A 25,386-nucleotide genomic window follows, 5' to 3' on the forward strand; every position below is an offset into this window, starting at 1 on the left:
CCACCGAAGTGGTTCATCGTTCGACTTGCATGTGTTAAGCACGCCGCCAGCGTTCGTCCTGAGCCAGGATCAAACTCTCCGTGAATGTTTTCCCGTAATCGGGACGACACCACGAGAGCGGAACAGTCGAGCGGAATAGGCCCGACCGTTCACAGCGTCCTCGCTGTGTTTTTTCAAAGGAACCTCGTCCCAGCTGATGCTGGAGACGGGGTATCAACATATCTGGCGTTGACTTTTGGCACGCTGTTGAGTTCTCAAGGAACGGACGCTTCCTTTGTACTCACCCTCTCGGGCTTTCCTCCGGGCGCTTCCCTTCGGTCTTGCGTTTCCGACTCTATCAGAACTTTTCTGTCCCGATTCCCGGCCGGCGGGGCGTCTTGGGCTTTTCGGCTTTCGCCTGTCGGCCTTTCGACATTCACTACGTTAGCCGATTCCCGTCCCGATTCATAATCGGTGTTTCGCGGATTCGCATTCGGACGTGCGGGCACGTCACTATCGGCCCCGCGAAGGGGCTGTCAGTAGGTAGTGGGTTGGCCGCTCCGGCTGCAGGCGATCGCCGTACCCGGTTCAGCGGCTCGGGCTACGTTACGCACCTCGCCGGGCAGAGTCAACTTCGACGCCGCCTGGGCACGTGGGGGCGGTACGGGCTCACGGTCGGGTCGTCGGCGACCCAGTAACGCCACGGGTGGACCTCGCCGTCGCCGCCCTCGCCGGCGACCCCGGTGCGCGGTCCGTTGCGCACGTGGCCCACGGCGACCGGCGTGCCGCTCACGATGCGCACCGGGGTGTCGCCCGCGGCGCAGGCGTCGGCGCCGTCGAGGGCCCGGTCGACGTCGAGGGCGGTGGCGAGACGGGCGGGGCCCTTGGCCAGTTCCTTGTCGTTGCGGGCGGAGAGGCGGCGGGTGCGGGCCAGCTCGGCGCCCTCCACGATCTCTCCGGCGCGGAGCAGCACCCCGCTCGCCCGGCCCTCCGGTCCGCACACCAGGTTCATGCAGTGCCACATGCCGTAGGTGAAGTAGACGTAGACGTGGCCGGGCGGGCCGAACATCACGCCGTTGCGGGTGGTGCGACCGCGGTAGGCGTGGGAGCCGGGGTCGTTCGGGCCGTCGTAGGCCTCCACCTCGGTCAGGCGCAGGGCGATCGGGCCGTCCGGGGTCGTACGGACCAGGACGCGGCCCAGGAGGTCGGGGGCGACCTCCAGGACAGGGCGGTCGAAGAACTCTCTGGGCAGGGGCGTACGGTCCGAGGGCGCGATCATGGCTTCCGAGCGTAGTCCAGACGGGTGGATTTCAAGGACTGGTCAAAGATCGGCTCGCTTGCGAGGGTGTGGCGCGGAACCGGTCGCGGCCGGGTCGCGTTTGTAGGTAGGGCAAGAGCCCGCTTCGTAGAGGGAGAGTCATGCCGTTCAAGAAGCTGCTTGCGAGTCTCGGGGCCGGTGGGGCGTCGGTCGAGACGGAGCTGCACGAGACCAACGTCGTGCCCGGCGGGGTGGTCCAGGGCGAGGTGCGGATCCAGGGCGGGTCCGTGAACCAGCAGATCGAGGGGCTGTCCGTCGGGCTGCAGGCCAAGGTCGAGGTGGAGAGCGGCGACGAGGAGTACAAGCAGAACATCGAGTTCACCAAGGTGCGGCTCGGCGGGGCCTTCGAGCTCCAGGCCGGAGCCGTGCACGCGGTGCCGTTCGGGCTGGAGATCCCCTGGGAGACGCCGGTCACGATGATCGACGGGCAGGCGCTGCGGGGCATGCACATCGGTGTGACCACGGAGCTGGCGATCGCCCGCGCGGTGGACTCCGGTGACCTGGACCCGGTCAACGTGCACCCGTTGCCGGCGCAGCAGGCGATCCTGGACGCCTTCATCCACCTGGGCTTCCGCTTCAAGCACGCGGACATGGAGCGCGGGCACATCCGCGGGACGCGGCAGCGGCTGCCGTTCTACCAGGAGATCGAGTTCTACCCGCCGTCGGAGTACCGGGGGCTGAACGAGGTCGAGTTGAGCTTCGTGGCCGACGAGCGCGCCATGGACGTGGTGCTGGAGATGGACAAGAAGCCCGGCGTCTTCAGCGGGGGCGGCGACACCTACCGCTCCTTCGAGGTGAGCCTGCACGACTACCAGGCGACCGACTGGGCGGCGTACCTGCACCAGTGGATCTCCGAGGTCGGCAGCAAGCGCAGTTGGTTCTAGGCTCGGGAGCGGGGATTCCGCGAAGGGATCCTGACGCGACGATCCAGGAGGTACCGAGGTGACCGAGCTCAAGCGGCGACCGCTCCCCCATGACTTCCATCCGCCCGTGCCGTCCTTCACGGTGACGAGCGACGACGTCCGGGAAGGGGCGACGCTCGAGGAGGCTCAGGTCCAGGCGGCGGGGAACACCTCGCCGCAGCTGCGCTGGGAGGGTTTCCCGTCCGGGACCAAGAGCTTCGCCGTCACCTGCTACGACCCGGACGCCCCGACGGGCAGCGGGTTCTGGCACTGGGTGCTGTTCGACATCCCGGCCTCGGTGACGGAGCTGCCGGCCGGGGCCGGCGGCGGGAAGTTCGAGGGGCTGCCCGAAGGCGCGGTGCACGCGCGCAACGACTACGGGACGAAGGACTTCGGCGGCGCCGCGCCGCCGCCCGGGGACGGCCCGCACCGGTACGTGTTCACGGTGTACGCCGTCGACCAGGAGAAGCTCGGTCCGGACGCGGACGCCTCCCCCGCCGTGGTCGGCTTCAACCTGCGGTTCCACACGCTGGCGCGCGCCCAGCTGATCGGTGAGTACGAGGTGCCCGCCGAGGGCTGACGTGCCCGCCTCCCGGCGTGACGTTCACCGAACGTTTGCCCGCCCCCGGTCTTCGAAGTGGCCGGGGGCGGGCATTTTTAATGCGTTGTCCATCCCGGCGCTCCCGTCCAGAGTTGATCCGGGCCCGCCGGGGGGCGGGCAGGTGCGCACGGGAGGTGGGCCGGATGCGGGACACGCTGGTGCTGAACGCGAGCTTCGAGCCGCTGTCGACGGTGACGCTGAACCGAGCCGTCGTCCTGGTGCTCCAGGACAAGGCCGTCGTCGAGCAGGCGCACCCCGAACTGCGCATGCGGGGGGCCGAGGTCGACATACCGGCGCCCCGGGTGATCCGGCTGTGCCGGTACGTGCGGGTGCCGTTCCGAAGACAAGCGCCGTGGTCGAGGCGGGGTGTGCTGGTACGGGACCGTCACCGGTGCGCGTACTGCGGGGGCCGGGCGACGACCGTGGACCACGTGGTGCCGCGGTCGCGGGGCGGGCAGGACACCTGGCTGAACACGGTGGCCTCGTGCGCGGTGGACAATCACCGCAAGGCCGACCGGACGCCGGAGCAGGCGGGGATGCCGTTGCTGAAGGAGCCCTTCGAGCCGACTCCGACGGACGCGATGTTGTTCGCGCTGGGGGCGGACGATCTCGCCGAGCTGCCGGAGTGGCTGGTCCGGGGCGCCGCTTAGGGGTGCGCCGGGGTGCGTTCTCCCGTGCGTCGGGTGTGGGCTCCTCTGAGCTGGACGCGCGGTTCCCCGCGCCCCCTCGGGTGGGGTGCGGGGAGCGTCGCTCCGTGAGGGGCTCTCAGTCGATGCGGGGCTTCTCGCGGCGTTCGGCCGGGTTGTTCCTGCCGTCGTTCTGGGGCGGGACGGTTGCGCCGTTGCCGCCGCCGCCCGAATTGCCGCCCAGGTTCCCGAAGTTGCCCATGGCGCCGGACAGGCCCTTGAGAGCGTCGCCGATCTCGCTGGGGACGATCCAGAGCTTGTTGGCGTCGCCCTCGGCGATCTTCGGGAGCATCTGGAGGTACTGGTAGGACAGAAGCTTCTGGTCCGGGTCGCCGGCGTGGATGGCCTCGAAGACCGTGCGCACGGCTTGGGCCTCGCCCTCCGCGCGCAGGGCGGCCGCCTTGGCCTCACCCTCGGCGCGCAGGATCTGGGACTGCTTCTCGCCCTCGGCGCGCAGGATCTCTGACTGCCGGACACCTTCGGCCTGGAGGATGGCGGCGCGCTTGTCGCGGTCGGCGCGCATCTGCTTCTCCATCGAGTCCTGGATGGAGGTCGGAGGCTCGATCGCCTTCAGCTCCACGCGGTTGACCCGGATGCCCCACTTGCCGGTGGCCTCGTCGAGGACGCCGCGCAGGGCCGCGTTGATCTCCTCGCGAGAGGTGAGGGTGCGCTCCAGGTCCATGCCGCCGATGATGTTGCGCAGGGTGGTGACGGTGAGCTGCTCGATGGCCTGGATGTAGCTGGCGACCTCGTAGGTGGCGGCCCGGGCGTCGGTCACCTGGTAGTAGATGACGGTGTCGATGTTGACGACCAGGTTGTCCTGGGTGATGACCGGCTGCGGCGGGAAGGGCACGACCTGCTCCCGCAGGTCGATGCGGTTGCGGATGGTGTCGATGAACGGGACGACGATGTTGAGGCCCGCGTTGAGTGTCCGCGTGTAGCGGCCGAAGCGCTCGACGATGGCGGCGCTGGCCTGCGGGATGACTTGGATCGTCTTGATCAGGGCGATGAAGACCAACACCACCAGAACGATCAGGACGATGATGACCGGTGCCATCGTTGCTTCCCGTACCCTTCTCCGCCTCGGCGCTTTCGGAAGATCTCATGGACTTACGGCTCTTGAAGATCTTGCTGTCGAGTCTGACAGACCCTCGCATGCCTCGTGAGGTGTTCGGTCCAGGTCACATGACGACGGCGGTCGCCCCCTCGATGTCCACGACGTCGACCTCCGCGCCCACTTCGTAGCTCTGGCCGGTGTCGAGCGAGCGGGCGGACCAGATCTCCCCGGCCAGCTTGATGCGGCCGCCGGAGCCGTCGACGCGTTCGAGCACGACCGCCTGCCTGCCCTTCAACGCGTCGACGCCGGTGGCCAGTCGGGGGCGCTGTCTGCTGTGCCGGGCGGCGATGGGCCGTACCACGGCGATGAGGGCGACGGAGACGACGACGAAGGCGAGCACCTGGGCGACGGCCCCGAAGCCGAGGCCCGCGACGACGGCGGCGGCGACGGCGCCGACCGCGAACATGCCGAACTCCGGCATCGCGGTCACCACGAGCGGGATTCCGAGCGCCGCCGCGCCGACGAGCCACCACACCCATGCGTCGATGTCGTCCACATGGTCATGGTAGGACCGCGGCCCTGTGGCGGACAGGGCGCACGGGGGGTGGCTCAGGGCGGAGAGGCGGGAGGAGACCGGGACTTGAGGCCCGGGGTCCGGGGCTCGAGGTTCGGGGGCTCGGGTTCGGGGTCCGGGACTTGGGGCGCCCGGACGGCCCGACGCCGGGCCGGCGCCGGGCCGGCGCCGGGTGGTCAGGACAGCGGGAGGCCCTGGGCGGTCCAGCGGTCGCCGACCTGCTCGACGACGAGCGGGAGGCCGAAGCAGAGGGAGAGGTTGCGGGAGGTGAGTTCCAGCTCCAGGGGGCCCGCGGCGAGGACCTTGCCCTGACGGATCATCAGGACGTGGGTGAAGCCGGGGGCGATCTCCTCGACGTGGTGGGTCACCATGATCATCGAGGGGGCGATGGGGTCGCGGGCGAGCCGGCCGAGGCGGCGGACCAGGTCCTCGCGGCCGCCGAGGTCGAGGCCGGCGGCGGGCTCGTCCAGGAGCAGCAGCTCGGGGTCGGTCATCAGGGCGCGGGCGATCAGGGTGCGCTTGCGCTCGCCCTCGGAGAGGGTGCCGAAACGTCGGTCGAGGTACTCGGTCATGCCGAGGCGGTCGAGGAAGGCGCGGGCGCGCTGTTCGTCGACGTCCTCGTACTCCTCCTGCCAGCCGGCGGTCATGCCGTAGGCGGCGGTCAGCACGGTCTGCAGGACGGTCTGGCGCTTGGGGAGCTTCTCGGACATGGCGATGCCCGCCACGCCGATGCGGGGGCGCAGTTCGAAGACGTCGGTGCCGGGCTTGCCGAGGGTCTCGCCGAGGATGGTGGCGGTGCCCTTGCTGGGGTAGAGGTAGCTGGAGGCGACGTTCAGGAGGGTGGTCTTGCCGGCGCCGTTCGGGCCGAGGATGACCCAGCGCTCGCCCTCCTTGACCGACCAGGAGACCTGGTCCACCAGAGCCCGGTCCTCGCGGACCACGGATACGTCCTGAAGCTCCAGAACATCGCTCATGAGCGCGTTGTCTCCCCTTGCAGTGTGCCGCCGGTCTCGGCTGTCGCGTACGCCTGTGGCTCGGTCCGCCGCGCCGGTGGGCGCAGCCCCCGACGAATCTACGCCACGAGACGGGCGGGCCGTTCCATCGGTCCGGTCCTTAGGGTGGGGGCATGCTCTCGGAACCGCGCTCTGGACGCCTCGCCGCTTGGGGAAATGCCGTTATCGCCGGACTTGTCGCTCCGGACGACGCCGTGCTCGCCGTCGTGGGCGACGATGCCGTCCATCGGGTGGTGGGGCTGCCCGGTGAGGCGGGGCCCGTCGGGCTGACGCTCGCGCTGGGGCGGCTGCGGGCGCTGGGGGCGGGGGCGCTGCGGGTGGCGCTGCCCGCGCCGGGGCATCCGCTGGGGCTGAGCGGGCCGCCGGAGTTCAACGCGCGGGCGCTGGAGGCCGAGGAGGCCGTGATCTGTCACGGGGCCGCGCTGGGGCTGGTGCCCGAGGTGTCCGAGGCCGGGCCGCGGGGGGACGTGCACGTGGAGGTGGTGTGGCACGTGCTGCCGGTGCGGGAGGCGCCGCCCGCCGATGTGCCGTCGCTGGGTGAGGCGGAGCGGGAGCTGGCGGAAGCGCTGCGGGAGGCGACGCAGGTGCTGGCGCGGCTGGACGTGGCCGGGTCGGGGCCCCTGGCGGAGGCGGCGATCGACGCGTACCGGGCGCGGGCCGAGCGGGGGCGCGAGGTGTTGGCCCCCGGGTATCCGCCTCGGGCGGTGCGGGTGCTGGAGCTGGCGCAGCGGGTGGGACTGCTGGTGTCGCTGGCGTACGAGAACGGGCACGGGGGTGCGGTGAGCGCTGCGGAGATGGCGGCGCGGGGGGCCGCGTTGCGGCCGGTGGAGCGGACGGCTCGGCGGGCGCAGGTCGCCGCGTACAACTCCGTTGTGGAGGAGCGGGAGAAAGGGGTGCGGTGAGGGGGTGGGCCGTACGTCGGCGTGTTGAGCGGGCGTGGGCTCGGCGTCCGGCGGTGCGTCGGGTGGTGGGCGTAGACCGGTGCGGTGCCCGGCGGTGTGCTGTGAGGGGAGTCGCGCCACCCCGCGCTCACAGGGGTGCGGGGGTGCCGCCCGCGCCCACCCGTGCCGCCCCGGACGGCGCGCAGGCCCGCGGGAAGACGGGGCGCAACCCTGGCCGACGGCCGACGGCCGCCTGTGGGAGGACGGGGTGAGGGCCTCCCGGGGGAGCCGGGAGGCCGGGGGCTCAGTGGTTGAGGCCGAGGTTGCCGAAGGCCGGGTTGAGGACGCCGATGACGTTGACGCTGTTGCCGACGGCGTTGACCGGGACGTGGACCGGGGCCTGGACGACGTTGCCCGAGACGACGCCCGGGGAGCCCTGGGCGGCGCCGTGGGCCCGGGCGCTGTCGTTGGCGGAGGCCATTCCGGCGCCGGCGGCCACGAGCCCGCCGGCCACCATCGTGACGGCCACTGCCTTCTTCAGGTTCTTCACTTCTGAGTCTTCCTGGTGATCGCCGCGACAGTCGCCGCGGCACGCACTGGAGAACGGCCGAGCCCCCGGAAGGTTGCGCCATTCGGGGGACATTCCCACGACGGTATGAATCTCAGTCCGGAGAGGGGCGCTCCGCGTCGACGGGAGCGGAGGGGACGGGCCCGGGCGGGTCGGGGTCAGTCCGTCATGCCGTGGCGTACGGCCCACAGCGCGGCCTGGGTGCGGTCCGCGAGGTCCAGCTTCATCAGGATGTTCGACACGTGGGTCTTGACCGTCTTCTCGGACAGCACCAGGGCGCGGGCGATCTCCCGGTTGGAGCGGCCGTCCGCTATCAGGCCGAGGACCTCCCGCTCCCGCTCCGTCAGGGAAGTGCTCCTGCCCTGGCCGGAGCCGGTCTCCTCCTGGGACAGCAGGGCGCCGGCGACTTCCGGCTGGAGCAGGATGTGCCCGGCGTGCACGGAGCGGATGGCGCCGGCGAGCGCGTCGGGGTCCACGTCCTTGTAGACGTACCCGGCGGCGCCCGCGCGCAGGGCCGGGACCACCGTGCGCTGCTCGGTGAAGCTGGTGACGATCAGCACGCGCGCGGGGTTGCCGAGCTCGCGCAGCCGGCGCAGCGCCTCGACGCCGTCCATGACGGGCATCTTCACGTCCATGAGGACGACGTCGGGCCGCAGCTCCTCGGTGCGGGCGACCCCCTCCGCGCCGTCCGCGGCCTCCCCGACGACCTCGATGTCGTCCTGCACCTCCAGGAAGGTGCGCAGGCCCCGGCGGACCACCTGGTGGTCGTCGACGACCAGCACCTTGATCGCATCAGCCACCGGGCGCCTCCATCTCGATCGTGGTGCCCTTGCCGGGCGCCGATTCCACGGTCAGCGTGCCGCCGACCCCGCTCGCCCGGTCGCGCATCGACACCAGGCCCAGGTGGCGGCCCGCGCTGCGCACCGTGCCCTGGTCGAAGCCGCTGCCGTCGTCGCTGACCCGCAGGACGGCACCGCAGCCGCGGCGCTCCAGGGTGACGTCGACGTGCTCGGCGCCCGAGTGCCGCAGCGCGTTGTGCAGGGCCTCCTGGGCGACGCGGAGCACGGCCTCCTCCTGCGCGGCGGGCAGGGCGCGGAAGCCGCGGGCGGTGAAGGTGACGCGCGCGGTGTGGGCGCGGTCGAGGACCTGCGTCTGGGTGCGCAGGGTGGCGACGAGACCGTCCTCGTCGAGGGCGGCGGGGCGCAGCTCCACGACGGCGGCGCGCAGCTCCTCGGTCGCCTCGGCGGCGAGCGCGGCCACCTGCTGCAGCTCCCCCTTGGCGCGGACCGGGTCGCGGTCGACCAGGGCGGCGGCGGCCTGGGCGGTCAGGCGCAGGGAGAACAGTTTCTGGCTGACCGCGTCGTGCAGCTCGTGGGCGAGGCGGGAGCGCTCCTCGGCGATGGTCAGCTCGCGGCTGCGCTCGTAGAGGCGGGCGTTGGTGAGGGCGATGGCGGCGTGCTGGGCGAGGAGGACGAGCAGGTCCTCGTCCTCCTGGGTGAAGCCGCAGCCGCCCGCCGGCTTGGGACAGCGCTTGTTGGCCAGGAAGAGCGCCCCGATGACCTCGTCGCCGTCGCGGATCGGCAGGCCGAGGAAGTCCGACATGTCGGGGTGGGCGGCGGGCCAGCCCTCGAAGCGCGGGTCCTCGCGCACGTCGGCCAGGCGCTCGGCCTCCGCCTGGTGCAGCATCGCGGCGAGGATGCCGTGCTGGCGCGGGAGCGGGCCGATGGCGCGCCACTGTTCGTCGCTGATCCCGTCGACCACGAACTGGGCGAAGCCGCCGTGGTCGTCCGGCACGCCGAGGGCGGCGTACTGCGCGTCGAGCAGCTCTCGGGCGGAGGCCACGATCGTCTTGAGGACGTCGCGCACCTCCAGGTGCCTGCTCATGGCCAGCAGCGCCGAGCTCACCGCGGCGAGGCCGGACCGGGGGCCTTGACTCATGTCCTCACGGTACCGGCGGGGTGTGACAGCACGGATCGGACCCGCGACGGCACCGTCCGGGCCGCCGGACCTAGGTCGAAGGGCCCGGTCCGCCGCCTCACCGGGCCTCCAAAACCGCTTACCGAGAGCATTGCGATGGCAACTTCTCGTAAGGAGCGCCGCCCCCCGATGTGAGGACCCACATAGGGCGCACGTCACGTACGAACGGGCATAGGAGACATAGGACCCCGGATGAACGGGACAGATAGCCCTGTCTGTCCCGTTTTGTGTGTTCCTGATCCACTATCCGACTTCGTACGTCACACCTTTGCCACCGGATTTTGCGGGAGCTAAGAATTGCTCTCGTCGCTCAGCGCCGCGGGTTTCCGCTCGCGGCGTTCGTGTGGGTAGGACCCCCTCCCGCAGTCCGGAGAGCGACCTCCGCGCTACTCGAAGAGGTCCGTTTCGTATGTCTGCGAACTTTCGTCTCATCCGCAATAGTCGTGCTCTGACCAAGACCCAGAAGATCGCCGTCGCCGGTGTCACCACGCTCGGCGCCGCCGCCATCGCCGTCTCCGCCGCCGTGCCCGGCCAGGCCCAGACGACCGTCGCCGCCGACACCGCCGCGGCCCCGGTCTCCGTCGCCTCGCAGCCGGTCAAGGACGTCAAGGCCAGCGTGACCGACCGGCTCGCCGGTGACAGCCTCAAGATCCAGGCCATCGCGGCCAAGAAGCAGGCCGCCGCCAAGGAGAAGGCCGCCGTCGCCGCGAAGAAGACCGCCGCCCAGCACAAGGCCGTGGCCGCGCACCAGGCCAAGCAGGCCGCCGGCCGTGCCGCGCAGCGTCCGCAGATGCAGACGGTCGCCGCGTCCACCACCTACGGCAACAACCTGAACGGCTGGATCCGGCAGTCGCTGGACATCATGAAGCAGCACAACATCCCCGGCTCGTACAGCGGTCTGCACCGCAACATCATGCGGGAGTCCTCGGGCAACCCGCGGGCCATCAACCTGTGGGACATCAACGCCGTCAACGGCATTCCCTCCAAGGGTCTGCTGCAGGTCATCGACCCGACCTTCCGCACGTACCACGTCCCCGGCACCTCGTGGAACATCTACGACCCGGTCGCCAACATCACCGCCGCCTGCAACTACGCCGCCCACCGGTACGGCTCGATGGACAACGTCAACAGCGCGTACTGAGGTCGGCGCGGACCTCTGACAGACGCGGAAGGGCGGCACCCGTCGGGTGCCGCCCTCGGCGTATCGGGGGATGTGCCGTGACCCGCGCTACTTGCGCATGACCTCCGGCTCGTGGCGCCGCAGGAAGCGGGCCACCAGGAAGCCGCAGACCACGCCGAGCACGATCAGCGCGACCATGTCGACGCCCCAGGCCGAGGCCGCGTGGTCCCACAGCGGATCGGTGCTGGTCGGGTCGTCGGTGTTCGGGGCGATGTTGTTGAAGTCCAGCGTGGTCCCCGCAGCGGCCACCGCCCAGCGCGACGGCATGAGGTACGAGAACTCGTTCACGCCGAGCGTGCCGTGCAGCGTGAACAGGCAGCCGGTGAACACCACCTGGATGATCGCGAACATCACCAGCAGCGGCATGGTCTTCTCCGCGGTCTTCACCAGCGACGAGATGACCAGGCCGAACATCATCGAGGTGAAGCCGAGCGCCATGATCGGCAGGCACAGCTCCAGCAGCGTCCCGTTGCCCAGGATCAGGCCCTTGGCGGGGATCTCCCGGCTGGAGAAGCCGATCAGGCCGACCATCAGGCCCTGCAGCACCGTGACCAGGCCGAGCACGACGACCTTGGACATCAGGTACGCCGAGCGGGACAGGCCGGTCGCCCGCTCCCGTTCGTAGATGACCCGTTCCTTGATCAGCTCACGGACGGAGTTCGCCGCGCCCGAGAAGCACGCGCCGACGGCGAGGATCAGCAGCACCGTGGTGGCCGTGCCGTTCGGGGTGTGCAGACCCGTCTTGTGGCTGATCGGATTGACCAGCAGGCCCTTGTCGTGGTCGATGAGCAGGCTCACCGCGCCGATCACGGCCGGCAGGACCACCGACAGCGCCAGGAAGCCCTTGTCGGAGACGATCACCGACACGTACCGCCGGACCAGGGTCAGCAGCTGCGAGCCCCAGCTCTGCGGCTTGGGCGGCCTGACGGACTGCGGCGGTGTCACGGACACGGCCGGCGGGGCGGCGCCGTCGACGTCCGCGGCGTACATCTGGTAGTGCTGCGAACCCTTCCAGCGGCCCGCCCAGTCGTAGTCGCGGTAGTTCTCGAAGGCGGAGAAGACGTCGGCCCAGCTGTCGTAGCCGAAGAAGTTCAGCGCCTCATCGGGCGGCCCGAAGTAGGCGACGGACCCGCCCGGCGCCATCACCAGCAGCTTGTCGCAGATCGCCAGCTCGGCCACCGAGTGGGTGACCACGAGCACGGTGCGGCCGTCGTCGGCCAGGTCGCGCAGCAGCGTCATCACGTCGCGGTCCATGCCCGGGTCGAGGCCGGAGGTCGGCTCGTCCAGGAAGATCAGCGACGGCTTGGTGAGCAGCTCCAGGGCGACCGAGACGCGCTTGCGCTGACCGCCGGAGAGCGCGGTGACCTTCTTGTCCTTGTGGGGATCCAGCTTCAGCTCGCGCAGCACCTCGTCGATCCGGGCGTCGCGCTCCTGTCCCGAGGTGTCGGCGGGGAAACGGAGCTTGGCCGCGTACTTGAGGGCCTTCTTGACGGTCAGTTCCTTGTGCAGGATGTCGTCCTGCGGGACCAGGCCGATGCGCTGGCGCAGTTCGGCGAACTGCTTGTAGAGGTTCCGGTTGTCGTAGAGGACCTCTCCCTGGTCGGCGGGCCGGTAGCCGGTGAGCGCCTTGAGCAGGGTCGACTTGCCGGAGCCGGACGGGCCGATGACCGCGATCAGCGACTTCTCCGGGACGCCGAAGGAGACGTCCTTGAGGATCTGCTTGCCGCCGTCGACCGTGACGGTGAGGTGGCGGGCGGAGAAGGACACCTCGCCGGTGTCGACGAACTCCTCCAGCCGGTCGCCGACGATCCGGAACGTCGAGTGGCCGACGCCGACGATGTCGCTGGGACCGAGCGTCGCCGAGCCGCCCTTGGGGATCGGCTGGCCGTTGACGTAGGTGCCGTTGTGCGAGCCCAGGTCACGGATCTCGAACCGGCCGTCGGGCGTCGCGTGGAACTCGGCGTGGTTGCGGGAGACCTGGAGGTCGGAGACGACCAGGTCGTTCTCCAGCGCGCGACCGATGCGCATCACGCGGCCGAGGGAGAACTGGTGGAACGTCGTGGGGCTGCGGTCGCCGTGGACCGGCGGCGCCCCCGCGCCCCCACCGGGTCCGCCCTGCTGCTGCGGGATCGACGGCGCCTGCGGCTGCTGCCAGTCGGACTGCGCGGCCTGGTGCTGGGCGGCGGGCTGCTGCGGCGCCTGCTGCGCCCAGCCGGCGTTCGCGCCCTGCGCGGCGACGGCCGCCGCGGCCGCCGAGAGGTTCAGGCACGGCCCGTCGGTCGCGTTGCCGAGGTGGACGGCCGAGCCGGGGCCGATCTGCACCTGCTGGATCCGCTGCCCCCGCACGAACGTGCCGTTGGTGCTGCCATGGTCCTCGATGACCCAACTGCGGCCGTCGAAACCGACCGTGGCGTGACGCCAGGAGACCCTGGCGTCCTCGAAGACGATGTCGCCCTGGGGATCGCGTCCCAGGGTGTAGCGCCTGGACGGGTCGAGCGTCCAGGTCCGTCCATTGGTTTCCAGTACGAGTTCCGGCACTCCATGCCCCACTGAGTTGTCCCCCGAGTTACCCCCATCACAGGGAGTGTAGGGATGTCGAACATCGGGGGGAACTATTTCAGGCTCGGCCCTCTGACCGAAACCCGGGCCTTGTCATGAGTGGGTAACGCCCCCTCGGATCCCTTTCACGCGGCGGGGGTTGAAAACCGGGCGGAGAGTGGTATTCCCACCCGAGGGGGACATGCGCGGCGGCCGTGCCGCGCCGCGGATCGGGGGGTTCGCCATGAGCGCTGCCGCACGAGCCGGACTCGGCGGACACGGTCCGCGCCTCGCGTGGCCGGACGTACTGCTGTCCGCGGTCTCCTGTGTGAGCTGGGCGTTGACCGGCATGGCCGGGACGGCCGCGCTCGGTCTGCATCTGCTGCGGGCGGACTCCACCGCGTCGCTCGGTCCGATGACCGCGGCGGCGGTGGCGCTCGGGGCCGGTGGCACGGTGAAGACGTCCGGCGACGTGACCGCGTTCGGTCTGCGGGGCGCGCAGGCGCACACCGCCATCGAGATCACGCCACTGGGCGTGAGCCTGGTCGGGGCGCTGCTGCTGTCCTGGCTCTTCCTACGGTCCTTGCGCACGGCCCGCGTTGTGCTCACACCGGCCGAACTCCTCGCCAGGGCAGGGGCGGTGGTGACGTTGTTCGTGGCGATGCTGGGCGGACTCGCCTGGGCGGGGCACGACGTCGTCACCGTCGACGGGTCTTCTCCGGACCTCGGCGCGCTGCCGGACGGCGCGGGACCGGGCGGCGTGAGCATCCCCGGGCTCGGCGACATCGGCGGCATCGGCGGGCTGCTGCCCGACCGGATCGGCGGGCTCGTCGACGCCGGGGCGGCGGTCGGGTTCACCGTCGACACGGCGCCCACCCTGCTCGGCGGTCTCGGCTGGTCGGCGGGCGTCCTGCTGATCGCGCTGCTCGCCTCGCGCCGCACTCCCCTGCCGCGCGGCTGGGACGCCCTGCACCGGGTCGTCCGGCCGGCCGTGTCCGCGCTCGTCACGGTGCTGCTGGTGGCGGTGGCGGCCGGTCTCGCCGCCGCCGCGTACGCGGCACTCGGTGACGCCCATCCGCGGCGCATCGCGGGGGCCGCGCTGCTCGGCGCGCCCGACGGGGTGTGGCTCGGCGTCCCGATCGGACTCTTCGTCCCCTGGGACGGCACGGCGACCGGCGGGCTCGCCGCGCTGCTGCCGGATCCCCTGGACCGGCTGCTGGACGCGCGCTCCGGCCGACCGGTCACCCTGGGCCGCCTGGCCGAACTGGACGGCCGGGTGTGGCTGCTGGCGGTGGCGGCGGCGCTGATGATGCTGTCGGCGGGAGTCCTGACGGCGGTGCGGACGCCGGTGGGCGCGGAGCCTGCGGGGGCCGCACCGGCGGCCGACGCTCCGGCGGGACGGTACGCCACGGCGGGAGGGGCGGACGGCGGGGCCTCGCGGGGGCCGGGGGCCCTGCGTCTCGCGGGTCGGTGCGCGCTGCGGCTGGGCGTCGCCACCGCGCTCGCGCTGCCGCTGCTCGCCCGGCTGACCGAGGTCTCCGTGAACGCCTCGCTGTCCGCGTTCGGCGTCGACGCGTTCGGCACGGCGATCGAGCTGCGCCCGCACCTGGTCACGGCTCTGCTCCTGGGCGCGGTGTGGGGCGGCGGGGCGGGCGCCGCCGGGGCGCTGCTGGCGACCGCGACCGGAGCGGCGGGCCGCCGGGCCGCGCCCCTGGCCCGGGATGACATGCCACGGGGGCGTGGGGCGGGAGAGGAGAGTTCGCGCGGTTCGGCGGGGGGCCGCGCGGACGCACGGGGTGCGTCGCAGGCGCGTGGTCCGGCGGACGCACCCGGGCCGACGGGCGTGCGGCGGTCGGCGGGTGCACCTGGTCCAGCAGATGTACGGAATCCTGCGGGTCCCGGTCCGGCGGACATACGGGACGCGGCGGAGGCACGGGGCCCAGCGGGCTCACGGCGGGCGGCGGACGCACACGGCCCGGGGGCCGGTCCCTACTCCCCCGGCGCGTCCTGCCGGCCGCCCGATCCGGCGACCAATCCGTATCTGCGCCTGCCCGACGGCCCGCGTCGGCCGGAGGACGCGGACCTCCCGGCGGGCCGGGAGCAACGGCGCGGGGGCGGCGTACCGGACCGGGAGCAGCGGGGCGGGGGCGGCGTACCGGTGTGGCCGGCCGCGCCGGCGGCGGCGCCCGACGATGTGCACGGTGCGCCGACGCGGGCGACCCCGGCGCCACCGTTCCCCGGCAGGCCCCCGAGCAGGGGCACGCCGCCCGGACGCACCGCACGGCCGCGGTCGCCCGGGGCCTGGCCGCCTCCGCCACCGCCACCGCCACCGGCAGACGCCGAGCCGCCCCCGGCGCCGCCACCGGACGCCGGGACGCTCCCTCCCCCGGCGCCGCCGTCGCCACCGCCGAAGCCGTCGGGCCCACCGCCTCCGCCGGGGCCGCCGAAGAAGTGAACCGGCGCGTCGGCGCGCCACCGGCCCCGTGGCGCGGCGCGCGACCGGTGGCGCGCCCTCGTGGTCGCCGAGGTGTGGGGCGGGCGCCACGTGATCGACGCCCAGTGTTTCCTGTCCGCCAGACGGACCGGAGGGGCGATCGGCACTGCGTGCCGGATACGGTGGGAAGCACCATGAGCGCTTCGCAGAGTTCTGATGACCTCACCCTTCTCGTCAAGATCTTCGGGAAGGACAGGCCGGGCATCACGGCCGGTCTCTTCGACACCCTCGCCGCCTACTCCGTCGACGTGGTCGACATCGAGCAGGTCGTCACCCGTGGCCGGATGGTGCTGTGCGCGCTCGTCACCCAGCCGCCGGCCGGGCTGGAGGGCGATCTGCGGGCCACAGTGCACAGCTGGGCCGAGTCGATGAAGATGCAGGCGGAGATCCTCTCCGGCCGTGGTGACAACCGGCCGCGGGGCCTCGGCCGCTCCCTGGTGACCGTGCTCGGCCACCCCCTGACGGCGGAGGCGACCGCTCAGATCGCCGCGCGGATCACCAAGGCCGGCGGCAACATCGACCGTGTCTTCCGCCTGGCGAAGTATCCGGTGACGGCGGTCGAGTTCGCGGTGTCCGGGGTGGAGACCGAACCGCTGCGCACCGCGCTCGCGACGGACGCGGCGGCGCTGGGCGTCGATGTCGCGGTGGTCGCGGCGGGTCTGCACCGGCGCGCGCAGCGGCTGGTCGTCATGGACGTGGACTCGACGCTCATCCAGGACGAGGTGATCGAGCTGTTCGCCGCGCACGCCGGCTGCGAGGACAAGGTCGCCGAGGTGACGGCGGCGGCGATGCGCGGGGAACTGGACTTCGAGCAGTCGCTGCACGCGCGCGTCGCGCTGCTGGCCGGGCTGGACGCCTCCGTGGTGGACAAGGTGCGCAGCGAGGTGCGGCTGACGCCGGGCGCCCGCACCTTGATCCGCACGCTGAAGCGGCTGGGCTACCAGGTCGGCGTCGTCTCGGGCGGCTTCACCCAGGTCACCGACGATCTGCAGGACCGGCTCGGACTGGACTTCGCGCAGGCCAACACGCTGGAGATAGTCGACGGGAAGCTGACGGGCCGGGTCGTCGGCGAGATCGTCGACCGGGCGGGCAAGGCGCGGCTGCTGCGCCGGTTCGCCGCCGAGGCGGGCGTTCCGCTCGCGCAGACCGTGGCGATCGGCGACGGCGCGAACGACCTGGACATGCTGAACGCCGCCGGCCTCGGCGTCGCCTTCAACGCCAAGCCGGTGGTGCGGGAGGCCGCGCACACCGCGGTGAACGTCCCGTTCCTGGACACGGTCCTGTACCTGCTCGGGGTCACCCGCGAGGAGGTCGAGGCGGCGGACGCGCACGAGGAGGACTGAGCGCCCCCGGGCGACGGCCTTCCCCCGCAGACGCACGCCTTTCACTCGCACGCGGTACACGTGCGAGCGCGGGCCGGCGCCCGCGTACCGCGAGGCCCGGCACGCCGTCGCCGGCTGCCGGGCCTCGCGCGGTCGGTGCGGGCTACTCCGAAGGCGCCCAGTAGTCGCTCAGTGTGGCCGTGCCCGGTTCGAGGGCCTTCCAGGAGCCGTCGAAGGAGAGGACGGCGAAGGCCGCGGTGGGGAAGCCGCGCCGGCTCATCCGCTCGCGGGCGTCGCCCTCGGCGGAGCCGGCGAGCACCTCGGTCACTCCCTGCACGCCCGGGTTGTGGCCGATCAGGATGACGTTCTGGATGTCGTCCGGCGTCTCGTTGAGCACGGCGATCAGCTCGCCGGGCGAGGCCTCGTAGATCCGCTCCTCGTAGACGGTTTTCGGCCGGTGCGGCAGCAGCTCGTGGACGGCGAGCTTCCAGGTCTCCCGGGTGCGGGTCGCGGTCGAGCAGAGGGCAAGGTCGAAGGAGATGCCGGTGTCGGCCAGCTTGCGGCCTGCCACCGGGGCGTCCTTGCGGCCCCGCTCGGCGAGCGGTCGTTCGTGGTCGGTCACCTGCGGCCAGTCGGCTTTCGCATGCCGGAAGAGGACAATCCTGCGGGGTTCTGCGACGCTCATGGCACCCAGCTTCGCATGAAACAGGCCAACGGGCGCAGGGAGTTGACATGCGCCTTCTCGTCCGGCGCGGTATGCGCCGCTGGGTCCGCGGGGCGGTCCGGCCAGCTCACCGCGTCAGCAGTTCCTGGGCGCGCTGCAACAGCTGCGTCATCGTGGGGTCCGCGGCCGCCGCATGCGCGTTCGACGGGTTCAGTATCAGGGCGAGCAGTGCCACGAAGGCCAGGGCCGGGAGGGCCAGTGCCCACCAGGGCAACCGGATGTCGACGCCGCCCGTGTTCGCCGGGTGGGGCCGGAAGTGCGTACGGGCGGGCATGGTCGCCTCCGCTGGGCTTCGAGTCGGATCGGGTGGTCCACGGACCGCCGCTCGCGGTCACATCTCGAAGTTACGGAACCGGCGGGCCCGCGCCCATCCGGTGATCCACCCACTTGACCCTGACCCTCACCCCCTAGGGGACAGGGGGGCCAGCCCCACCATGGCGAGGATCAGGGGGAGGCGATGGTCGCCACGATGGCGATGATCACGAAGATGGCGAGGAACGAACCGAAGACGATCAGCATCTTCTTCTGGCCGTTCGGCGGGTTCGGATCGAGCACAGGCTGCATGGCCACCAGTGTGGCACCTCCCGTACGGGACGGGCGCGCCGGGGCGGCTCAGCGCGCCGTCTCGTCCTCGACGGTCCGGTTGCGGCCGGCCACCCAGCCGACCAGCATCTGCGGGATCATCAGAGCGGTCATCAGGGCGATCGGCAGCCCCCAGCCCCCGCTGCTCTGGTAGAGCACGCCGACGAGCAGCGGACCGGGGATGGATATCAGGTAGCCGGTGCTCTGGGCGAACGCCGACAGCTGGGCCACGCCCGCGCCGGTCCGGGCCCGCATGCCGACCATGGTGAGCGCGAGCGGGAAGGCGCAGTTGGAGACGCCGAGGAGCACCGCCCAGGCCCAGGCGCCGCCGGCCGGCGCGAGGTACAGGCCCGCGTAGCCGGCGAGGCCGCAGACACCGAGGACGAGGACGATCGGGCCCTGGTGGGGCAGCCGGGTGGCCACCCGGGGGATGACGAAGGCCAGCGGCACGCCCATCACCATGGTGACGGCGAGCAGCAGTCCGGCCGTGCCGGCGGCCACGCCCGCGTCGCGGAAGATCTGGGCCATCCAGCCCATGGTGATGTAGGCGGCGGTGGCCTGGAGCCCGAAGAAGACGGCCAGCGCCCAGGCCGTCCGGCTGCGGGTGATCCGCAGGGCGGGGGCCTGCTCCTCCCGCTCGGTCCGCGGACGGGCGGTGTCCTGCCGGGCGGACCGCGCGGTGTGCGCCGCGGGCTCCGCGGCGGGCTCCTCGGTGCGCGCCGCGGGCTGCTCGGCGGCGGGCGCGGCGCCCCGGTCCCGCAGGAGCGGCAGCCACGGCGGCACGGCCACCGCGGCGAGGGCCGCCCACACGGCGAGTCCCGACTTCCAGCTGTCGCCGAGCGCCCCGGTCAGTGGCACCGTCACCGCGGCGGCGGTCGAGGTGCCGAGGGCGAGAGCCATCGAGTACAGGCCGGTCATGGAGCCGACCCGGTCGGGGAACCAGCGCTTGACGATGACCGGCATCAGGACGTTGCTCACGGCTATGCCCATGAGGGCGAGCGCGCTGGCGGCCAGGAAGGCGATCGTGTTCCCGGCGTAGGGCCGGATCAGCAGTCCCGCGGTGATGGCGGCCATGCCCGCGCAGACCACCGCGGCGGGACCGAAGCGGCGCGCCAGCCGGGGCGCCATCACGCCGAAGACGGCGAAGCAGAGCGGCGGCACGGAGGTGAGCAGGCCGGCCACGCTGCCGCTCATCCCGAGTCCGTCGCGCACCTCCTCGAGGAGCGCGCCGAGGCTGGTGATGGCGGGCCTGAGGTTCAGGGCGGACAGCACGATGCCGACGACGACCAGACGCGTCGCCCACGTGCGCGTGGCGGCCGTCCGGGGCTCGGGGTGCGCTCCGCCCTCCCCGGAGGCGGCGGTCGCGGCCGGGGTCTGCTGCTCGGTCGGTGACGTCGTCATCCGGGTTGTCTCCTCGCTCACCATGAGGCCCATCATAGAATCATGGGATGATTGACTGTCCACTGCCCGGGAGCCGGCTTCCGGGTCGCACGTGCGAAGGTGTGCCATGCCCCTGAGCCATCCGCGCCGGTCGGCGCTGTCCGAGCAGGTCATCGCGGCGCTGCGGAACCAGATCACCTCGGGTGAGTGGCCGGTCGGTTCCCGTATCCCCACGGAGCCCGAGCTCGTGGAGCAGCTGGGCGTCGCCCGCAACACCGTCCGCGAGGCGGTCCGCGCGCTCGCGCACAACGGTCTGCTGGACATCCGCCAGGGTTCGGGCACGTACGTCGTGGCGACCAGCGAGCTGGCGGGCGTGATGCACCGCCGGTTCGCCGGGGCCGACCCCCGGCACATCGCCGAGCTGCGCTCCACGCTGGAGTCGGGCGCGGCGAAGCTGGCCGCCGAGCGGCGCGGCGAGAAGGACCTCAAGCAGCTCGACGCGCTGCTGGTGCGGCGCGAGGAGGCCTGGGCGTCCGGTGACGCGGAGGCCTTCGTGACGGCGGACGCCACCTTCCACCTCGCCGTCGTGGCCGCCTCCCACAACGACGCCATGACCGCGATGTACGCGGACCTGGGCGAGGTGATGCGGGAGTGGCTGCGCGCGGACGTCGGCGCGGAGCTGACGCCGGACACCCACATGGACCACACGCGCCTGGTCGACGCGATCCGCGCGGGCGACGCGGAGGCTGCGGCCGCGGAGGCGGCGAGCTATCCGTTCCTGTGCCGTCCCGGCCGGTTCGGCGCGGTGCCGCCCGTACGCGGCTGATCGGCGCCCGGCCACGCCGGCCACGCCCCCGCCGGGACGCTCACGGAACGCGAAGGGCCCGCACCCCAGGGGCGCGGGCCTCACACGTCAATCGACCGCCGCGGCGACGCTCACGCGCCGATGGCGTGCAGGCCGCCGTCCACGTGGACGATCTCGCCGGTGGTCTTCGGGAACCAGTCGCTCAGCAGGGCGACGATGCCGCGGCCGGCCGGCTCGGGATCCTTGAGGTCCCACTCCAGCGGAGAGCGGGAGTCCCACACGGAGGCCAGGTCGCTGAAGCCCGGGATGGACTTGGCGGCCATGGAGCCGAGCGGGCCCGCCGAGATCAGGTTGCAGCGGATGTTCTGCTTGCCGAGGTCACGGGCGATGTAGCGGCTGGTGGCCTCCAGGGCGGCCTTGGCCGGGCCCATCCAGTCGTACTGCGGCCAGGCGAACTGGGCGTCGAAGGTGAGGCCGACGACCGAGCCGCCGTTCTGCATCAGCGGCAGGCAGGCCATGGTCAGCGCCTTCAGGGAGAACGCCGAGACGTGCATGGCGGTGGCGACCGACTCGAACGGCGTGTTCAGGAAGTTGCCGCCGAGCGCGTCCTGCGGCGCGAAGCCGATGGAGTGCACGACGCCGTCCAGGCCGCCCAGCTCCTCGCCGACGACGTCGGCCAGGCGGGCCAGGTGCTCGTCGTTGGTGACGTCCAGCTCGATGACCTTGGCCGGCTTGGGCAGCTTCCTGGCGATGCGCTCGGTCAGCGTGGGCCGGGGGAACGCGGTGAGGATGATCTCGGCGCCCTGCTCCTGGGCCAGCTTCGCGGCGTGGAAGGCGATGGAGGCCTCCGTCAGCACACCGGTGATCAGGACGCGCTTGCCCTCGAGAATTCCGCTCATGGTGATCAGTGACCCATTCCCAGTCCGCCGTCAACGGGGATGACGGCTCCAGTGATGTACGAGGCGTCGTCCGAGGCGAGGAACCGCACCGCGGCGGCGATCTCCTCCGCCTGCGCGTACCGGCCGAGCGGCACCTGCGACAGGATGCTCTCGCGCTGCTCGTCGCTGAGCGCCCGGGTCATGTCGGTGTCGACGAAGCCGGGGGCGACGACGTTGAAGGTGATGTTGCGCGAGCCCAGCTCACGGGCGAGGGAGCGCGCGAAGCCGACCAGGCCGGCCTTGGAGGCGGCGTAGTTCGCCTGCCCCGCCGAGCCGAGCAGTCCGACGACCGAGGAGATCAGGACGACACGGCCCTTCTTGGCGCGCAGCATGCCGCGGTTGGCACGCTTGACGACGCGGAAGGTGCCGGTGAGGTTGGTGTCGATGACCGACGCGAAGTCCTCCTCGGACATGCGCATCAGGAGCTGGTCCTTGGTGACGCCGGCGTTGGCGACGAGGACCTCGACCGTGCCGTGCTCGGCCTCGATCTCCTTGTAGGCCTGCTCCACCTGCTCGGGGTCGGTGATGTCGCACTTGACGGCGAGGAAGCCCTCCGGCGGCTCACCCGACCGGTACGTGATCGCGACCTTGTCGCCGGCGTCGGCGAACGCGCGGGCGATGGCGAGGCCGATGCCCCGGTTGCCTCCGGTGACGAGAACCGAGCGGCTCAACGGATCACCCTTTCATAGCGGTCTGAAGCGGTCCGACAGCACGCCCGATCACCTGGATGACAGGCGGCTTCACCCGAAAACCTATCGGTCCGCCCGCCGCGGCGGACAATCGGGCACCGACAGTGGCGTGCGGATCGTGCTGTCGAGTCCCTACAGAAAACGGCGGACTCGACCGTAAACGTGTGGTCACCGCCGCCGCCCGCGGGACATGATCGGTCCGACAGGCGACGAGAGCAGGGAGACCCCCGTGCCACATACGATCGACGAGGCCTTCACGGCCCTTCCGCTGCGCGCCCTGGCCGACGCCGCCCTCGCCCGCGCGCGGGCGCTCGGGGCCGAGCACGCGGACTTCCGGCTGGAGCGGGTGCGCAGCGCGTCCTGGCGGCTGCGCGACGCACGGCTGGCCGGGTCGTCGGACACCACCGACCTGGGGTACGCGGTGCGGGTCGTGCACGGCGGCAGCTGGGGGTTCGCCTCCGGGGTGGACCTGACGATGGACGCCGCCGCCCGGGTCGCCTCGCAGGCGGTGGCGATGGCCAAGCTGTCCGCGCAGGTGATCGCGGCCGCCGGGTCCGAGGAACGGGTGGAGCTGGCCGACGAGCCCGTGCACGCCGAGAAGACGTGGGTGTCGTCGTACGAGATCGACCCGTTCACGGTGCCCGACGAGGAGAAGGCCGCCCTGCTCGCCGGGTGGAGCGCCCGGCTGCTGGCCGCCGACGGCGTCGACCACGTGGACGCCTCGCTGCTCACCGTGCACGAGAACAAGTTCTACGCCGACACCGCCGGGACGGTGACCACGCAGCAGCGGGTGCGGCTGCATCCGCAGCTGACGGCCGTGTCGGTGGACGGCGCGAGCGGGGAGTTCGACTCGATGCGCACCCTCGCGCCGCCGGTGGGGCGCGGCTGGGAGTACCTCACGGGGACCGGCTGGGACTGGGACGGCGAGCTGGAGCGGATCCCCGGGCTGCTCGCCGAGAAGATGCGCGCGCCGAGCGTCGATCCGGGCGTCTACGACCTGGTCGTCGACCCGTCCAACCTGTGGCTGACCATCCACGAGTCGATCGGGCACGCCACCGAGCTGGACCGGGCGCTCGGCTACGAGGCGGCCTACGCCGGCACCTCCTTCGCCACCTTCGACCAGTTGGGCAAGCTGCGCTACGGCTCCGACCTGATGAACGTCACCGGTGACCGCACCGCCGAGCACGGCCTGGCCACGGTCGGCTACGACGACGAGGGCGTCGAGGCGCAGTCCTGGGACCTGGTGAGGGACGGCACGCTGGTCGGCTACCAGCTGGACCGCAGGATCGCGCGGCTGACCGGCTTCGAGCGGTCCAACGGGTGCGCCTACGCCGACTCGCCGGGCCATGTGCCCGTGCAGCGGATGGCCAACGTGTCCCTGCGGCCGGACCCGGCGGGAATGTCGACCGAGGACCTGATCGGCGGCGTCGAGCGGGGCGTCTACGTCGTCGGGGACCGGTCCTGGTCCATCGACATGCAGCGCTACAACTTCCAGTTCACCGGGCAGCGGTTCTACCGGATCGAGAACGGGCGGCTGGCGGGGCAGCTGCGGGACGTCGCCTACCAGGCGACCACGACCGACTTCTGGGGTTCCATGGCCGCGGTGGGCGGCCCGCAGACGTACGTCCTCGGTGGCGCCTTCAACTGCGGCAAGGCCCAGCCGGGCCAGGTCGCGGCCGTCTCGCACGGCTGCCCGTCGGCCCTCTTCAAGGGCGTCAACATCTTGAACACCACGCAGGAGGCCGGTCGATGAGCACGCGTACCAGCAAGCCGCACGAGGTCGTCGAACGCGCCCTGGAACTGTCGCGGGCCGACGGCTGCGTCGTGATCGCGGACGAGGAGTCCACCGCGAACCTGCGCTGGGCGGGCAACGCGCTCACCACCAACGGGGTCACACGCGGGCGCACGCTCACCGTGATCGCGACGGTGGACGGCAAGGAGGGCACCGCCTCGGGAGTGGTGTCGCGCGCCGCGGTGACCGCGGACGACCTGGAGCCCCTGGTGCGGGCCGCCGAGGCCGCCGCGCGCGGGGCCGGGCCCGCCGAGGACGCGCAGCCGCTGGTCACGGGCGTGCCCGCCTCGCCCGACTTCACCGACGCGCCCGCCGAGACGTCCTCGGCGGTGTTCGCGGACTTCGCGCCGGCGCTCGGCGAGTCGTTCGCCCGCGCGCGGGCCGGCGGCCGTGAGCTGTACGGCTTCGCCAACCACGAGCTGGTGTCGACGTACCTGGGCACGTCGACGGGGCTGCGGCTGCGGCACGACCAGCCGAGCGGCACGCTGGAGCTGAACGCCAAGTCGCCCGACCGTACGCGCTCCGCGTGGGCCGGGCGGTCCACGCGGGACTTCAAGGACGTCGACCCGGCGGCGCTGGACGCGGAGCTGGCCCAGCGGCTGGGCTGGGCCGAGCGGCGGGTGGAGCTGCCCGCGGGGCGGTACGAGACGCTGCTGCCGCCGACCGCGGTCGCGGACCTGCTGATCTACCAGATGTGGTCGTCCTCGGGCCGGGACGCGACCGAGGGCCGCACGGTGTTCTCCAAGCCGGGCGGCGGCACCCGGATCGGCGCGAAGCTGACCGGGCTGCCGCTGACCCTGCGCAGCGACCCGCACGAGCCCGGCCTGGAGTGCGCACCGTTCGTGGTGGCGCACTCCTCTGGCGAGGACCAGTCGGTGTTCGACAACGGGCTGCCCGTCTCCCCGACGGAGTGGATCGCCGGCGGCGAGCTCAGGCGTCTGCTGACCACCCGGCACAGCGCCGGCCTGACCGGGCTGCCGCTCGCCCCGTCGGCCGGGAACCTGATCCTGGACGGCGGCTCGGACCGTTCCCTGGCGGAGATGGTCGCGGACACCGAGCTGGGGCTGCTGCTGACCTGTCTTTGGTACATCCGCGAGGTGGATCCGGCGACGCTGCTGCTGACCGGGCTGACCCGCGACGGCGTGTACCTGGTCGAGAACGGCGAGGTGACCGGCGAGGTGAACAACTTCCGGTTCAACGAGTCGCCGGTGGACCTGCTGGGCCGGGCCACGGAGGCCGGGCGCACCGAGAAGACGCTGCCGCGCGAGTGGAGCGACTACTTCACCAGGGCCGCGATGCCCGCGCTGCGCGTGCCCGATTTCAATATGAGCTCTGTCAGCCAGGGCGTATAACCTCGTACTCGGCTGTCACCCGACCGCCCCATGA

24 protein-coding genes and 1 rRNA gene are annotated in these 25,386 nt (G+C 72.0%); 10 read left to right on the forward strand and 15 right to left on the reverse strand.

All coding sequences use genetic code 11. From position 1 onward, the window contains the following. Nucleotides 1-85, reverse strand: a 16S ribosomal RNA gene (locus tag ACH5A8_RS00005); the annotation flags it as partial. Nucleotides 86-607: 522 nt separating this feature from the next. Continuing rightward, nucleotides 608-1,258, reverse strand: coding sequence for a DNA-3-methyladenine glycosylase (locus ACH5A8_RS00010; protein WP_398996255.1), 651 nt, complete (start codon nucleotides 1,256-1,258; stop codon nucleotides 608-610). A 140-nt stretch (nucleotides 1,259-1,398) separates the two neighbouring features. On the opposite strand from ACH5A8_RS00010, the gene ACH5A8_RS00015 reads away from it, so the two are divergent. The 3 genes from ACH5A8_RS00015 (at nucleotide 1,399) to ACH5A8_RS00025 (ending at nucleotide 3,450) form a co-directional block, all read left to right on the forward strand. Then, nucleotides 1,399-2,181 (forward strand): sporulation protein, encoded by a 783-nt coding sequence (locus ACH5A8_RS00015; protein WP_398996258.1) that lies wholly within the window; start codon nucleotides 1,399-1,401, stop codon nucleotides 2,179-2,181. A 58-nt stretch (nucleotides 2,182-2,239) separates the two neighbouring features. Then, nucleotides 2,240-2,779: a YbhB/YbcL family Raf kinase inhibitor-like protein gene (locus ACH5A8_RS00020; protein ID WP_398996260.1), complete on the forward strand. Its 540-nt coding sequence runs from the start codon at nucleotides 2,240-2,242 to the stop codon at nucleotides 2,777-2,779. A 164-nt stretch (nucleotides 2,780-2,943) separates the two neighbouring features. Beyond that, a complete protein-coding gene (locus ACH5A8_RS00025) occupies nucleotides 2,944-3,450 on the forward strand; it encodes an HNH endonuclease (RefSeq protein WP_398996262.1) in 507 nt (168 codons plus the stop codon). 115 nt (nucleotides 3,451-3,565) lie between these two features. On the opposite strand, the gene ACH5A8_RS00030 is transcribed toward ACH5A8_RS00025, so the two are convergent. From ACH5A8_RS00030 to ACH5A8_RS00040, 3 genes are all read right to left on the reverse strand, one after another. Beyond that, the gene (locus ACH5A8_RS00030; RefSeq protein WP_398996263.1) at nucleotides 3,566-4,543 is read right to left on the reverse strand and encodes an SPFH domain-containing protein; all 978 of its coding nucleotides are present in this window, start codon (nucleotides 4,541-4,543) and stop codon (nucleotides 3,566-3,568) included. 124 nt (nucleotides 4,544-4,667) lie between these two features. Beyond that, nucleotides 4,668-5,099 carry an NfeD family protein gene (locus ACH5A8_RS00035; protein ID WP_398996265.1) on the reverse strand — a complete coding sequence of 144 codons (432 nt, stop codon included), beginning with the start codon at nucleotides 5,097-5,099 and terminating at the stop codon, nucleotides 4,668-4,670. Nucleotides 5,100-5,293: 194 nt separating this feature from the next. Continuing rightward, a complete protein-coding gene (locus ACH5A8_RS00040) occupies nucleotides 5,294-6,091 on the reverse strand; it encodes an ABC transporter ATP-binding protein (RefSeq protein WP_398996267.1) in 798 nt (265 codons plus the stop codon). A gap of 152 nt (nucleotides 6,092-6,243) precedes the next feature. On the opposite strand from ACH5A8_RS00040, the gene ACH5A8_RS00045 reads away from it, so the two are divergent. Continuing rightward, nucleotides 6,244-7,032, forward strand: a complete 789-nt coding sequence (locus tag ACH5A8_RS00045; RefSeq protein ID WP_398996269.1) for a hypothetical protein — start codon at nucleotides 6,244-6,246, stop codon at nucleotides 7,030-7,032. Between the two features lie 283 nt (nucleotides 7,033-7,315). On the opposite strand, the gene ACH5A8_RS00050 is transcribed toward ACH5A8_RS00045, so the two are convergent. The 3 genes from ACH5A8_RS00050 to ACH5A8_RS00060 form a co-directional block, all read right to left on the reverse strand. Then, nucleotides 7,316-7,561: a chaplin gene (locus ACH5A8_RS00050; protein WP_398996271.1), complete on the reverse strand. Its 246-nt coding sequence runs from the start codon at nucleotides 7,559-7,561 to the stop codon at nucleotides 7,316-7,318. A gap of 176 nt (nucleotides 7,562-7,737) precedes the next feature. Beyond that, nucleotides 7,738-8,379, reverse strand: coding sequence for a response regulator (locus ACH5A8_RS00055; protein ID WP_398996273.1), 642 nt, complete (start codon nucleotides 8,377-8,379; stop codon nucleotides 7,738-7,740). Further along, nucleotides 8,372-9,517, reverse strand: a complete 1,146-nt coding sequence (locus tag ACH5A8_RS00060) for a GAF domain-containing sensor histidine kinase (RefSeq protein ID WP_398996275.1) — start codon at nucleotides 9,515-9,517, stop codon at nucleotides 8,372-8,374. Before ACH5A8_RS00060 ends, ACH5A8_RS00055 begins: the two co-directional genes overlap by 8 nt. A 448-nt stretch (nucleotides 9,518-9,965) precedes the next feature. Here ACH5A8_RS00060 and ACH5A8_RS00065 point away from each other — a divergent pair, with 448 nt between their 5' ends. Further along, the gene (locus ACH5A8_RS00065; protein WP_398996277.1) at nucleotides 9,966-10,697 is read left to right on the forward strand and encodes a transglycosylase SLT domain-containing protein; all 732 of its coding nucleotides are present in this window, start codon (nucleotides 9,966-9,968) and stop codon (nucleotides 10,695-10,697) included. A gap of 87 nt (nucleotides 10,698-10,784) precedes the next feature. Here ACH5A8_RS00065 and ACH5A8_RS00070 read toward each other — a convergent pair whose 3' ends face one another. Further along, nucleotides 10,785-13,274 carry an FHA domain-containing protein gene (locus ACH5A8_RS00070; RefSeq protein ID WP_398996279.1) on the reverse strand — a complete coding sequence of 830 codons (2,490 nt, stop codon included), beginning with the start codon at nucleotides 13,272-13,274 and terminating at the stop codon, nucleotides 10,785-10,787. 244 nt (nucleotides 13,275-13,518) lie between these two features. Here ACH5A8_RS00070 and ACH5A8_RS00075 point away from each other — a divergent pair, with 244 nt between their 5' ends. Then, entirely contained in the window at nucleotides 13,519-15,729 is a 2,211-nt protein-coding gene (locus ACH5A8_RS00075; protein WP_398996281.1) for a streptophobe family protein, read from the forward strand. A gap of 173 nt (nucleotides 15,730-15,902) precedes the next feature. Then, complete coding sequence (serB, locus tag ACH5A8_RS00080) at nucleotides 15,903-17,111, forward strand: phosphoserine phosphatase SerB (protein WP_398996283.1); 1,209 nt, start codon at nucleotides 15,903-15,905, stop codon at nucleotides 17,109-17,111. A gap of 142 nt (nucleotides 17,112-17,253) precedes the next feature. Here serB and ACH5A8_RS00085 read toward each other — a convergent pair whose 3' ends face one another. From ACH5A8_RS00085 to ACH5A8_RS00100, 4 genes are all read right to left on the reverse strand, one after another. After that, nucleotides 17,254-17,775, reverse strand: coding sequence for a SixA phosphatase family protein (locus tag ACH5A8_RS00085; RefSeq protein ID WP_398996285.1), 522 nt, complete (start codon nucleotides 17,773-17,775; stop codon nucleotides 17,254-17,256). A gap of 106 nt (nucleotides 17,776-17,881) precedes the next feature. Then, nucleotides 17,882-18,088, reverse strand: a complete 207-nt coding sequence (locus tag ACH5A8_RS00090) for a hypothetical protein (protein WP_398996287.1) — start codon at nucleotides 18,086-18,088, stop codon at nucleotides 17,882-17,884. Between the two features lie 170 nt (nucleotides 18,089-18,258). After that, entirely contained in the window at nucleotides 18,259-18,378 is a 120-nt protein-coding gene (locus ACH5A8_RS00095) for an SGM_5486 family transporter-associated protein (RefSeq protein WP_398996288.1), read from the reverse strand. A 48-nt stretch (nucleotides 18,379-18,426) separates the two neighbouring features. Next, complete coding sequence (locus ACH5A8_RS00100; protein ID WP_398996290.1) at nucleotides 18,427-19,833, reverse strand: CynX/NimT family MFS transporter; 1,407 nt, start codon at nucleotides 19,831-19,833, stop codon at nucleotides 18,427-18,429. 70 nt (nucleotides 19,834-19,903) lie between these two features. Between ACH5A8_RS00100 and ACH5A8_RS00105 the strand changes: the two genes are divergently transcribed. Next, complete coding sequence (locus ACH5A8_RS00105; RefSeq protein WP_398996292.1) at nucleotides 19,904-20,602, forward strand: FadR/GntR family transcriptional regulator; 699 nt, start codon at nucleotides 19,904-19,906, stop codon at nucleotides 20,600-20,602. A 110-nt stretch (nucleotides 20,603-20,712) separates the two neighbouring features. On the opposite strand, the gene fabI is transcribed toward ACH5A8_RS00105, so the two are convergent. Both fabI and fabG read right to left on the reverse strand, forming a co-directional pair. Further along, nucleotides 20,713-21,480: an enoyl-ACP reductase FabI gene (gene fabI / locus ACH5A8_RS00110; protein WP_398996294.1), complete on the reverse strand. Its 768-nt coding sequence runs from the start codon at nucleotides 21,478-21,480 to the stop codon at nucleotides 20,713-20,715. Nucleotides 21,481-21,485: 5 nt separating this feature from the next. After that, the gene (gene fabG, locus ACH5A8_RS00115) at nucleotides 21,486-22,190 is read right to left on the reverse strand and encodes a 3-oxoacyl-[acyl-carrier-protein] reductase (protein WP_398996296.1); all 705 of its coding nucleotides are present in this window, start codon (nucleotides 22,188-22,190) and stop codon (nucleotides 21,486-21,488) included. Between the two features lie 208 nt (nucleotides 22,191-22,398). Between fabG and ACH5A8_RS00120 the strand changes: the two genes are divergently transcribed. Both ACH5A8_RS00120 and ACH5A8_RS00125 read left to right on the forward strand, forming a co-directional pair. Then, a complete protein-coding gene (locus ACH5A8_RS00120; RefSeq protein ID WP_398996298.1) occupies nucleotides 22,399-23,961 on the forward strand; it encodes a TldD/PmbA family protein in 1,563 nt (520 codons plus the stop codon). Further along, on the forward strand, nucleotides 23,958-25,352 hold the full coding sequence (locus tag ACH5A8_RS00125) for a metallopeptidase TldD-related protein (RefSeq protein WP_398996300.1): 1,395 nt from the start codon (nucleotides 23,958-23,960) through the stop codon (nucleotides 25,350-25,352). The genes ACH5A8_RS00120 and ACH5A8_RS00125 overlap by 4 nt, the downstream gene beginning before the upstream one ends. The last annotated feature ends 34 nt before the right edge of the window (nucleotides 25,353-25,386 follow it).

It is taken from the genome of Streptomyces sp. NPDC018610, from assembly GCF_044391765.1.
In the GTDB taxonomy this organism is placed as follows: domain Bacteria; phylum Actinomycetota; class Actinomycetes; order Streptomycetales; family Streptomycetaceae; genus Streptomyces.